Source organism: Collimonas arenae (assembly GCF_001584165.1).
Taxonomy (GTDB): Bacteria; Pseudomonadota; Gammaproteobacteria; order Burkholderiales; family Burkholderiaceae_D; genus Collimonas; species Collimonas arenae.
On sequence record NZ_CP013233.1, the window covers coordinates 2,121,308 to 2,134,042 of the forward strand.

Sequence of the window (12,735 nt, forward strand, 5' to 3'; positions counted from 1 at the left end):
ATTCACTGATGACGACTGTAAAACCAGACCTGCTTTCGCTGGCAGCCCGTTTCGCGCAATTGCCCGACGCGCAGCGCAAGCTGTTTTTGCAAAAGCTGACTACTGCTGGTATCGATTTCCGCATGTTGCCGATTCCGCCGCGCGCCGAACGTGCGGCAAGTGTGCCCGCTTCGTTCGCGCAGACACGCCTGTGGCTGCACGCGCGCATGATCGACGAGCCGGCGGCATACCACATCACTGAGCGCTTGCAGCTTGATGGCGCGCTCGATGCCAATGCCTTGCGCTTGTCCTGCGATGCCTTGATTGCGCGCCATGAAGCCTTGCGCACCACCTTTGCAGAAAGTGCGGACGGCGTGCAGCAGGCCGTACATGCACCGACACGTTGCCCTTGGCGCATGACGGATTTGAGCGACTTGCCGGCAGCGGTACGCACGGCACAAGCCGAGCAGCTGGCGCACAACGATGAAGCGCAGCCATTCGATCTGACGCAGGGGCCATTGATGCGCGCGCATTTGATTCGCCTGGATGCGGCAACGCATTGGCTGGCCATCACCATGCACCATATCGTCGCCGATGGCTGGTCGGTCGATGTCATGCTGGCCGAACTGAGTTCGCTGTATCGCTCGTATGCAATGAAAGAAACGGTCGCGCTGGCGCCGCTGCCAATCCAGTATGCTGATTACGCCTTGTGGCAACGTCGCTGGCTCGATGCCGGCGAACGCGAATCGCAGCTTGAATACTGGCGCGGCCAGCTGGATGCCAACCGCGATGTGTTGATGCTGCCTGGCGCGACACCGCGGCCGGCACAGCGCAGTGCGCGCGGCGCGCGTCACATGTTCCGGATTGATGCGCAACTGGCGCAGCGTATCCGTGCGTTGGCCGGTACGCGCCGGGCAACGCCGTTCGCCGTGTTGCTGGCAACACTGAATGCATTGCTGGCACGTGCCTCCGGCGAAACGCATATCCAGATCGGCGTGCCGTCGGCCAACCGCGAGCGTGCTGAAACCGTCGGCTTGATTGGTTTCTTTGTCAATACCTTGACTCTCGCCACGCGGATTGGCTACACCCAACCGTTCTCCGCGCTGGTGGACCAGGTTCAGAACAATTTAATTGATGCGCAGACGCACCAGGATGTGCCGTTCGAGCAAGTGGTAGAAGCGCTTGGCGTGGTGCGTAGCGCCAGCCACAATCCGCTGTTCCAGGTGATGGCTGCCTACGGCGCACGCCGCCATCTGCCGTCGCTGGCGGACGTGTCGATCACCATGCTGCCATCCGGTACGCCGTTCGCCAAATTCGATCTGACGCTCAACTTTGAAGAACACGACGATGGCGCGATTGATGCCGGTCTGACTTATGCGGCTGACATGTTTGACGCCGATGCCATCGAACGGCTTGCCGAGCGCTTTGTCACCTTGCTGTCGAGTGCCGTGGCAGTACCTGAAACGGCGGTGTGCGATCTACAGTGGCTGCCGGCGATCGAGCGTGCGCAGCTGGAAGCCTGGAATCACAATCAACCGCTTCGACAGGATGCTTTCAAAGCGGTGCATGAGCATATTGCCGAGCATGCCCGCGTGCGGCCCGATGCGCGTGGCATCGCCGACGTGCAGCGTACCTTGACTCGCGGCGAAGTCGACGAGCGCGCGACCCGGCTGGCGCAGCGCCTGATTGCGGCGGGAGTCAGCGCGGAGATGCGGGTTGGTGTCGCACTTGGCCGATCAGTCGATCTGTTGATTGGCCTGATCGCGGTACTGAAGTCGGGCGGCGCCTTTGTCCCGCTCGATCCGGCCCATCCTAGGGATCGCCTGGCGCAGATTCTCGGCGATGCCGGCATCACCCACGTGATTACCGAACAGCAAAGCCTACCGGCGTTGCCGCAATCGCCGGCCATGCGCGTCTGGCTGGTGGATGAGGATGGCGCGGGCAGGGATGATCGCGCAACCGCGTCGATTACGTTGCCCGCTGTGGCGCCGACACAGGCTGCTTATGTGATCTACACCTCCGGATCGACCGGAAAACCGAAAGGCGTGGTCGTCGACCATGCTTCGTTTTCCCGGCATTGCGCGGCCATCGCCGAACGCTACGGCGCCGGCGAAGACGATGTTTTCCTGTTGTTCCAGTCGGTGAATTTCGATGGCGCGCACGAAGGCTGGTTTTCCCAATACATGTCAGGTGCGGCAGTGGCGGTGGCCGCCGACACGCTCTGGCCGCCGGCGCAGACCTGCAAGATGATGGTGCGCGAAGGCGTCACCATGACTTACGTGCCGCCAGGTTGCGCGGCGCAGCTGGCCGAGTGGGCATTGATGCACGGTGCGCCGCCTACCTTGCGCTCGCTGACGGTAGGCGGCGAGGCGACCTCACGCGAGGCATTTTCCCTGATGCGACGGGCTTTTCCGAATGTGCGCATCGTTAATGGTTATGGGCCGACCGAAACCGTCATTACGCCGATGCTGTGGATGTTCTATCCAGATGACGATGGCGCCAAGCTGGCCGACAGCGCATATCTGCCGATCGGCACGCTGGTTGGCGCACGTACCGCGCATGTGCTTGACGCCCGCCTCAATCCGTTGCCGGTCGGGGTGATTGGCGAGTTGTACCTGGGCGGCGAAGGCGTGGGCGTGGCGCGTGGCTATCTCGACCGTCCCGCGCTCACCGCCGAACGTTTCGTGCCCGATCCGTTTGGTGCCCCGGGGGCGCGCTTGTACTGCACTGGCGACCTGGTCAAGCGGCGCGCCGATGGCGTATTCGATTTCATCGGCCGCGTCGACCATCAGGTGAAGTTGCGCGGCTTGCGCATTGAACTGGGTGAGATTGAAGCCCAACTGGCGGCGCACGAGGATGTACGCGAAGCAGTGGCGATCGTGTACGGCAAGGGTGCGCAAGCGGCGCTGGTTGCCTATGTCGAGTTGAGCGCGGAGGCACGGCAGCGCCAGGCGCCGGCGGATGCAGCTGAACTGGACGCGCACCTACGTCACACCTTGCCCGATTACATGGTGCCGGCGCACATCGTCATACTCGATGCACTGCCGCGCAATACGAATAGCAAAGTCGATCGCGGCGCGTTGCCGGAACCCAAACGGGTGGAGCGTGTGTACGAATCGCCGATGGCCGGTGTCGAAACTGCGCTTGCCCAGATCTGGCGCGACGTGCTGGGTGCTGAACGCGTGGGTCGCGCCGACCATTTCTTCGAACTGGGTGGTCATTCTCTGGCTGCGGTGCGCGTAGCGACCAGGGTGGCGGAACGACTGGCCCGCGATGTGCCGGTGCGTGCACTGTTTGAGGCGCCAACCCTGGCGCAGTACGCGCAACGCGTGGTCGCTTCCATGCACATGGAGCCGTTGTGTGAAAGCGGCGCTGCCGACACCGATGTTGTCGCCTTTGTTGCCGACGCCGATGGCGTATTGCCATTATCTCCGCCTCAACTAGCCTTGTGGTTCTTGTGGCGCACACAACCGGCAAGCGCTGCCTACAACATCCCGCTGGCATTGCGCCTGAGCGGCGTGCTCGACCTCGATGCATTGCGTGAAGCATTTTCCTTGACCGCGGCCCGTCATCCCGCCTTGCGCACGCGGCTGGTCGAGCGCACCGGTGAACTTCCGGGGCAACGCATCGCGTCGCACTGCCCGGTAGCGTTGCCGCTTGTCGACCTGTCTGTCGAAGGCGACGCTGCCGCTGTGGCCGTGGCGAGGGCGGTTGCCTTGACTGACGAAGATGCGCTCACTCCATTCAACCTGCTGGGCGAAGCGCCGCTGTGGCGGGTGCGCTTGCTGCGGCTGGCCGAACAGGAACATGTGTTGTCGCTGGTGATCCATCACATCGTGTCGGACGGCCATTCGATTGATCTGTGGCTGGACGACATCCGCGCGACTTACGTTGCACTGGTTTCAGGTTCTGCGATTGCGCGTGTGCCACCAAACGTCATGCCTGATCTGCCGTTATTGCCCGCCGCTGCGTCGGCTTCACGTCTCGGTTTTTGGCGCGATGCGCTTGCCGATTTACCAACTAGTGTACTGCCGCCGCCACCGTCAGGTCGAGCGACGGAGCCACGCTGGGTGGCGGGCGGATTGGCTTTGAACTCGACGAGGAATTGCTGCGGCGCGCACGCAGCATGGCATTCGAGGTGCACGCGACCTTGCCGATGCTGCTGCATGCGGCGCTCAATGTTGCGTTCTATCGTGCGACTGGAGCGACGGACCAGCCGGTAGGGGTGTTGGCGTCAACCCGTGAGTTGACAGGCGACGCTGCTCGTCGTGCATTGGGTCTGTTCATCAACGCTGTGGTGGTGCGTACCCGTCTCAATCGGGCCGATTCACCGGCCACGGTTCTCGCCGCAGTGCGTGACGCCGCGCTTGCTGCTTATAGCCATGCAGATACGCCGTTTGCCGACGTGGTGGCTGCATTGCGCACTCCACGCGCGGCGATCGGCAATTCGCTGTTTCAGGTGATGTTCAACTACATGCGTCCAAGTGGTGCGGCCGCCGCGATTGGGGCGGCCTTGCACTCGGCGATTTCAACGATGTGCGACACCGGGTGGTGTTTGAACTGGAACTGGACATCGTCGAGCATCCTGACGGTCGTGTGACCGGAGCTTTCTCTTATGCAAACGAATTGGTGGATAGCGCGTTCGTCGAAGCCCTAACGGCCGATTACACGCAGGTAATCCAGCAATTCGTCGATGCGCCACATGTTGCGCTTGGTCCTGTTGCACCCACGAAGATTGAATCAGTACAACGCACGGCAGAAGCGGCCGCAACGGTGGAAGCAGGCGAAGTTCAAGCTGAAGCAATGCAGTTCGCACAATCTCTGCAAACCGTGTGGGGCGACCTGTTCAAAGGCAAGCTTCCGGCGTTTCAAGACAACCTGTTTGAAACCGGCGTCACCTCGTTCGACCTTGTTCGTTTCGTCGATGCGGCCCAGGTGGCAGGTTATTCACTGACGATTGTTGGCGTATTCGCCCAGCCATATTTCTATGCAATGGGGCAGTGCCTGGCTTTGCAGCGGGCTACGGCAATGGCGTTGCCTGATGCCGGTTGAAGGTTGAATGACTCCACGGATAGTTAACTCCCAGACATTTATATCGGCCGGCACATCTGAATTGCCGGCTGCCACTAATAAGGAAATTAGACATGCAACGAGATAACGTTTTTGATCTGATTGGTGTCGGCTTCGGGCCGTCGAACCTAGCGCTTGCGGTACGTCTTGCCGAAGAGCCGGGCGCATCAGGTATCGGGCAGTGTTTCATCGAACGTCAGCCGGAGTTCGGCTGGCATCGCGGCATGCTGCTCGACGATTGCCGGATGCAGATTTCCTTCCTGAAGGATCTGGTGACCTTGCGCGACCCAAAGAGCCGTTTCACGTTCATTAATTATCTTTTCGAGCGCGGCCGGCTGCCTGATTTCGTTAATTTGAAGAGCTTTTATCCGACCAGGTTGGAGTTTCACGACTACTTGAGCTGGGTCGCGCAGGCGTTCGATGAAAAGGTGCATTACGGCGAAACGGTCTTAGGCATCGAACCGTCGCCGCTGCGGATCGCTCCAGCCAGATTAATGCCTTGCGCGTATTTTCGCGCGATGAGGCAGGACGCGAATGGCAACGCGTCACGCGTGCGCTGTCAGTCGGTATCGGCGGTTCAGCGCGGATTCCGGAAGCATTCGCTGCATTGGGTCCGCACAACATCATTCATACCTCGAATTACCTGACATCGATCGATCGGGTGGTCGGCCAACCGCAAAGCGGCCCGCGCAAACGGATCGCGGTGATCGGCGCCGGGCAAAGCGCCGCCGAGGTGTTCATTGACCTGACGCGGCGCTATCCGGGAGTCGACGTCAGCCTGGTGATGCGCTCGGGAGCGCTCAAGCCGGCCGACGACAGCCCGTTCGTCAACGAGATTTTCAGCCCGGCATATACCGATATCGTCTATGCCCAGGCGAAAGATGTCCGACGCTCGCTGATTGATGGCTTCCGCGACACCAACTATGCAGTGGTCGACCGCGTGCTGATCGAACAAATCTACGAAATGCTGTACCTGCAGAACGTCGGCGTGGAGCAGCGCCATCGCCTGTTGGCCAACACGGCGATCGAAACGGCTGTGCGCAGCAGCAATGGCCAGATCGAGCTGACTTTGCGTAACCGCCTCGATGGCCACGCTTGCGCGGAACGCTTCGATGCGCTGGTGCTGGCCACCGGTTACGGCCGCGCCACTCATCTTGGCCTGCTTGACGGGCTGGCGCCATATCTCGGCGATGCGCTCGCGCAAGGCAATGTCGGCGCGATTACCGGCTCTCCACCCCGGCGAATTTCAAACCGCGCATTTATCTGCAAGGCTGCTGCGAAGACAGCCATGGCCTGTCCGACACGCTGCTGTCGGTACTGGCGCTGCGCTCAGACGAAATTACGTCTTCGCTGATGCAGGAAGTCAAGCAGGAGATCAAGCAAGAAGCAGCAGGCGGCCCGATGCCGGATCAGTTGAAGCGTGCCGTGGAAGGCGGTCGCCTGGCTTCCGCTTTGTAACGTAGAGAGGACTCCGGTCGCGCCGGTTGGAAAAATTGCAGTTGGAAGGGGTAGCCAGGGCAGAAAGTAGGCATTCTGAATTTCGAGACGTATTTATTAGAAGCCATATGGGTAGCTTGAGGCGGTCAATGACCGCTTCGGGATTTCAAAGAAAGCGGTTAAAAACCGCATCGCAATTGGGAGCAGTAGAAGATGGAATGGATAACAGGCACGCGTCGGCGTGCGATTGTCGTTGCAGTAAGCGTATTGTTTGACGCGACGGCTGTAGGTTATGCGCACGCTCAGCAGGTGGCGCAACCGGCAAACGATGTGCAGAAAAACGGCAAGGCCGGAGCGGACAGTACGCTGCCGGAAATCAATGTCAATGCTGGCTCAGACGATAACGGCACTGTTGGCCTTGTGGCCAAGCGCAGCGCCACCGGCACCAAGACCGACACGCCGCTCAATGAGATTCCGCAGACCATCAACGTGGTGACGGCGGCGCAGATCGAACAGACCGGCGCTGCCAGCGTCAACGATGCGTTGCGCTACGTGCCAGGTTTTTCGACCTACGGTTCGGAAGTGCGCTCGGACTGGTATTCGGTCTTGCGCGGCTTCACGCCAACCGTGTACACCGACGGGCTGGCGGTGCCGACCACCATCAACCTGGCCAGCTGGCGCGTCGATCCCTTCATGATCGATAGCATTACCGTGCTGCGCGGTCCAAGCTCGGTGCTGTACGGCCAGGGCGATCCAGGCGCTATCGTCGACGTCCAGACCAAACTCGCCAACGGCGAGCGGATCCGCGAAGTACAGATGCAGCTCGGCGATTACGCCAGGAAGCAAATTGCTTTCGATATCGGCGACAAGATCGATGCTGACGGCAAGCTGTCATACCGCGTGCTCGGCGTCGGCCGCGACGGCAATTCCCTGACCGGACCGAACGGCGAGCGGCGGATTGCTTTTTCCCCATCCATCAAATGGCAGCCGGACGCCAACACGTCGCTGACCGCCGCCTTGACTTACCTGCAAGACCACGGCGACGCATCCAACAATTTCCTGCCGGCGCAGGGCACCATCTTGCCGAACCCGAATGGCACGATTTCAGAGAACCTGTATACCGGCGATCCGAATTTCTCACATTACCGCAAGAAGCAATGGTCGGCCGGCTACCAGTTTGAGCACAAGTTCGATCCGGTCTGGACTTTCCGCCAGAACCTGCGCTTGATGCACTTGTCGCTGGACCAGGGGCAGGTGTTCGGCGGCGGACTGGATGACACCGATCCGACCCAGCAATCACTGTTGCGTTATGTCGGCGACTATCAGTTCAACTACAGCCGCTTCGATATCGACAACCAGGCGCAGGCCAAATTCAAGCAGGGTCCATTCGACCATACCGTGTTGCTGGCCTGGAATACAACCGCCAGCGCACCAGCGATACCGAATTCATGGCGCTTGGACCTAGCCTGAACATGTATAACCCGGTCTATGTTCCGATCACGAAAGCGATCTTTTCCACGCCGGCGGCCTATGCGCCGACCGATACCCGGACCACGCTGAGCATGCTCGGCGCCTACGCTCAGGATCAGATCAAATGGCGGCGCTGGACCTTGACTGTCGGTGGCCGTCAAGACTGGAGTGACACCAAACAGAGCGACCTGGTAGGCGGCACGCAGCTGCAGCAGAACGATCGCGCCTTCTCGGGCCGCGTCGGACTGGTCTACCTGGGCGATTACGGCCTGTCGCCTTACCTCAGTTACTCAACCTCGTTCAATCCGGTGATCGGCGTCAGGATGGCCAATGGCAATCTGGCGGCGCCGACCAAGGGACGCCAGGTGGAAGCCGGGGTGCGCTGGCAGCCGGAAGGCAAGAACCTGACGCTGAACGGTGCGCTGTACCAGATCTACCAGAACAACGTGCTGACGCCGGATCCAACCGATCCGACCGGGACCTTCTCGGTGCAGACCGGCAGGTACGTTCGCGCGGTCTTGAGTTGAGCGCGGTCGGCAACATCACGCGCGAATTCTCCATCATCTCCGCTTATGTGTATCAGGATGTGAAGAATACCGAAGCCAACGATTCGTCGCTGGGTAAATGGCCTGTCGATATTCCGCGGCCGCGCCAGATGGCGTCGCTGTGGGGCGACTGGACCTGGCACACCGGCGCGCTGGCCGGTTTCGGCCTGGGCGCGGGTATCCGTTACCAGAGCAGTGCCGCAGGGGCGTCTGACAACTCGCTGCTGGTACCGAGTAATACGGTGTACGACGCCGGTGCGCACTACGACATGCAGAACTGGCGCTTCACGCTGAATGCGACAAACCTGTTCAACCGTCGTTTCGTCAGTGGCTGCCAATCGGTGAATACCTGCTTCTACGGTAATCAGCGCACGGTGGTGGCGTCTGCGAAATACGTCTGGTAAACGTTCTTTAAAAACGCCGTCATCCTCGCGCGTGCGGGGATCCAAGTTACCTGGCATGACGATGAACATGGATTCCCGCGTACGCGGGAATGACGGTATTAATCATTAATGATAATAGCCATGCAAAAGAAAAAACTCGTTTATATCTGGTCCCTCAGGAATGCCGCTGCCGACAAGGCCGGACAGGATGTCGCCTACAAGGATGGCACGCGTTACATGAAGTCGGTGCTGGAATCGCTGGTTGAAGCGCTCAACCAGACCACGCTTGGACAAATGTACTCGCTCGAAAAAGTGATCTACGACGACGATGCCGAGCTGGCCAGCGACAGAGAGAAATTGACGGACTATGGTTTCTCATACGAAGCGGGCAAGCGCTGGTTTTATCCGCCGGATCTGCAGGTGCAGGGTCGGCCGGTGAACGAATTGCTGCTCGCCATTCCGTCTGCTTACCGGCGGCATGGCATGCAGGCGCCGGAACGCATTGCGGGTAAAAGCGCGTTTGAAAAGCACTTGCTGGACACCTTGCAGGAACTGGATGCCGACATCGTCGTGCTGGATGGGCTGCTGATCATCCTGGATGAGCTGGTGCGGCCTGGGAGCCTATTCCACCGTAAGATCGTCAATATCCATCCTGGCGTCACGCGCCTGGAGTCACCCTATGAACGGCGCGGCGCCTACGCCACGCTGGATGCGCTGTATGGCGCGCGCGGCCAGAAAGTGGTCAACTGGCAAACCATGGAAACCGTTCCTGTGAAACCGCTGTACATGACCGGCGCATCTTTCCATTATGTGGACAACGGCATCGATTCCGGCGAAGTGATCCACGATGTCCTGAAGACTGAAATCGACAAGGAAGACACGATTCTTGAACTGCGCTGGAATAATTTCAACCGCAGCCTATTCCCAGCATTGCACGAGGGGCTGGTAAAGATATATCAATAAGGCCGAATACAAGGTCAGATACGATTAAACAATAACGGCCATGCACGGGAAGTCGCATGGCCGTTATCCGTTGTAGCCGGGGTCAGCTCTTCTTGCTTAGCTGATCCCGGATCGGCAGGTTGCGGATGCGCTTGCCGGTTGCCGCGAATATGGCGTTGCACAAGGCCGGCGCGATAGGCGGCGTGCCTGGTTCGCCAACGCCACCGAGCGGCATGTCGTACTTGTGCGGCACCATATGCACGCGCAGGTCGCGCGGTGCACTGAAAGCACGCAATACTTCGTATTCATGGAAGTTGCCTTGTTCCACGCTACCGTTCTTGAAGGTGATTTCACCGGTGGTCGCCAGGCTCAGGCCCATGATGCACGCGCCTTCGACTTGTGAACGGATCCGGTCCGGCGTGATCTGTGGGCCGCAATCGATCGCCATATCGACGCGCGGAATACTGATCTCGCCGTCGTCGCTGACCGCCACCTCAATCACCGTCGCTACATAAGACATGAAGCTGTAGGCGACCGCCAGGCCAAACCATGGCCCTTGGGAACCTTGCGGCCCCAGCCGGCTTCCTTGGTGGCCAGTTCGATCACGCCGCGCATGCGACCGGTATCGAGCGGATACAAGGTCGGCGACTCACCGTAATTGGTGGTATCCGACATGTCCTGCGGATTGATCTGGCGCGCCGGGCCGATCAGTTCCAGCAGGAATTCACGATGGTCACGCTTGGCGGCGGCGGCCAGTTCGGCCACAAACGATTGCACCGCAAATGCGTGTGGAATGTTGTAGACCGAGCGGAACCAGCCGATCCGCGTGTGCGCTTCGACTTCCGGCGCTTCGATGCGGATGTTCGGGATCACGAACGGAATATTGATCGCACCCATGCCCAGCTCGCCGGGCTGCTCGCCCTTGGCGCCGGCAACAAACGTCGAGGCGATGGTCGGCGCCGCGCTGCGGTGCAGCCAGGCCAGCGGCTTGCCTTTGGCGTCCAGCGTGCTTTCCAGATGTTCCAGCGACACGGTATGAAAGTAATCGTGGCGCAAATCGTCTTCGCGGGTCCAGGTGACCTTGACTGGAGCGCCGTTCATCGCCTGTGACAGCAACGCCGCTTCTGCCGCGAAGTCAGGTTTGGATTTGCGGCCGAAACCGCCGCCCAGCAAAGTAACGTTAACCTTCACGTCGTCGGTTTTCCAGCCGAGGCGGGTCGCCACCGTGTTACGCGTGGCTTGCGGATCCTGGACGCAGGCCCAGACTTCGCATTTGCCGTTGGCAGTGCGCGCGGTGGCAGCAGGCGGTTCCATCGTGGCGTGCGCCAGATGCGGGATGTAGTACTCGGCTTCGATGCGCTTGCCGGTTTGCGCCAGCGCCGCCATCGTATCGCCGTTGTTGCGCACTACCTTGGCTGGTTTGCGGGCGGCTTCCTGCAGCGTGGTCTTGAATGCGGTGGAGTCGTAGCCGCCATTCGGACCATTGTCCCAAGTGATCTTCAGCGCTTCGCGGCCCTTGATTGCGGCCCAGGTATTGCTGGCGATCACGGCGATGCCGCCGAGCGGATTGAACAGTGCCGGCGGCGGGCTGCCCTTGAGTTCGATTACCTTGACCACGCCGGGTACCTTCAATGCGTCGGCGGGGTCGAAGCTGGCGACCTTGCCGCCAAATACCGGCGGCCGGGCGATCACCGCATACAGCATGCCTTCCAGGCGGGTGTCGATGCCGTAATGGGTATTGCCGGTGACGATATCCTGGAAATCGACGCTGCCAAAAGCATCCTTGCCGATGTAACGGAACTGCGCCGGATCTTTCAGTTGCACTTGTGCGGCTGGCGGTATCGGCAACTTGGCGGCTTCTACCGCCAGCTCGCCGTAGCCCAGCTTGCGGCCGCTCTTGGCATGCAATATCTCGTGGTTCTTGCTGCTGACTTCGGATAACGGCACATGCCAGCGCGCTGCTGCGGCGGTTTCCAGCATCAGGCGGGCAGTGGCGCCGACCTGGCGCATCGGCGTGAAGAAGTGGCGCATGCTGCGCGAACCGTCAGTATTCTGGTTGCCGTAGCGGCTTTCGTCGGCATTGGCTTGCACCACGCGGACCTGATTCCAGTCGGCGTCGAGTTCGTCGGCTACCACCAGCGGCAAGCTGGTGCGGATGCCTTGGCCCATTTCCGAGCGATGGGCCACGATGGTGACGATGCCGTCGGCGCCGATCGAGACGAAGATCAACGGATCGTTGACGGTGCCGCCAGGCATGCCTGCACCGCCGTATTTTTTTGCGGCGCTGCATCAGCGGCCATGACAAGACCATTCACCCCGACTGTCAGGGCCAGGCCGGTAAATGCGCCGACGCCCTTGAGCCAGCTACGGCGGCTGATTGATGACGGCTCGCCGGTGCTGCTGGTAGCGCTAACTTTATTGAGATCGAAAGCGGCGCTCATTTGACGACTCCCTTGGCGGCGGCAACCTGCTTGATGGCGGCGCGGATGCGGGTGTAGGTGCCGCAGCGGCAGATATTGCCGCTCATGGCGTCGTCGATTTCCTTGTCGGTCGGCTTGGCGGTGGTTTTCAGCAGGGCGGTGGCGGACATGATCTGGCCGGCCTGGCAGTAACCGCATTGCGGCACGCCCAGCGCTACCCAGGCTTGCTGCACGGCGTGGCCGATGCTGTCATCCGCCATGGCTTCGATGGTGGTGACTTTCTTGCCGGCGGCAGCGCTGATCGGCGTGATGCAGGAGCGAATCGGCTCGCCGTCCAGATGCACGGTGCAGGCGCCGCAGAGGGCCATGCCGCAACCGAACTTGGTGCCGGTCAGGCCGACGTGGTCGCGCAGCGTCCACAGTAGCGGGGTGTCTTCCGGTAAATCGATTTCGTGTTGCTTGCCATTGATGTTGAGGCTTGTCATGACG

General features: G+C 60.5%; 2 protein-coding genes and 4 pseudogenes. 4 read left to right on the forward strand and 2 right to left on the reverse strand.

The features are described from left to right. Window positions 1-8: 8 nt before the first annotated feature. From CAter10_RS09925 to CAter10_RS09940, 4 genes and pseudogenes are all read left to right on the forward strand, one after another. Window positions 9-5,031, forward strand: a pseudogene (locus CAter10_RS09925) (amino acid adenylation domain-containing protein). 92 nt (window positions 5,032-5,123) lie between these two features. Further along, window positions 5,124-6,507: pseudogene (locus CAter10_RS09930) on the forward strand (lysine N(6)-hydroxylase/L-ornithine N(5)-oxygenase family protein). Window positions 6,508-6,699: 192 nt separating this feature from the next. Further along, a pseudogene (locus CAter10_RS09935) lies at window positions 6,700-8,905 on the forward strand (TonB-dependent siderophore receptor). Between the two features lie 120 nt (window positions 8,906-9,025). After that, complete coding sequence (locus CAter10_RS09940; RefSeq protein ID WP_061533287.1) at window positions 9,026-9,847, forward strand: formyltransferase family protein; 822 nt, start codon at window positions 9,026-9,028, stop codon at window positions 9,845-9,847. A gap of 82 nt (window positions 9,848-9,929) precedes the next feature. Here the strand turns inward: CAter10_RS09940 and CAter10_RS09945 are convergent. Further along, a pseudogene (locus CAter10_RS09945) lies at window positions 9,930-12,267 on the reverse strand (xanthine dehydrogenase family protein molybdopterin-binding subunit). Beyond that, complete coding sequence (locus CAter10_RS09950) at window positions 12,264-12,731, reverse strand: (2Fe-2S)-binding protein (RefSeq protein WP_061533288.1); 468 nt, start codon at window positions 12,729-12,731, stop codon at window positions 12,264-12,266. The pseudogene CAter10_RS09945 and the gene CAter10_RS09950 overlap by 4 nt, the downstream one beginning before the upstream one ends. Window positions 12,732-12,735 lie beyond the last annotated feature (4 nt).

Coding starts and splice junctions, on each gene's coding strand:
- CAter10_RS09940 (WP_061533287.1), top strand. CDS start 9,026: ATGCAAAAGAAAAAACTCGTTTATATCTGGTCCCTCAGGAATGCCGCT.
- CAter10_RS09950 (WP_061533288.1), bottom strand. CDS start 12,731: ATGACAAGCCTCAACATCAATGGCAAGCAACACGAAATCGATTTACCG.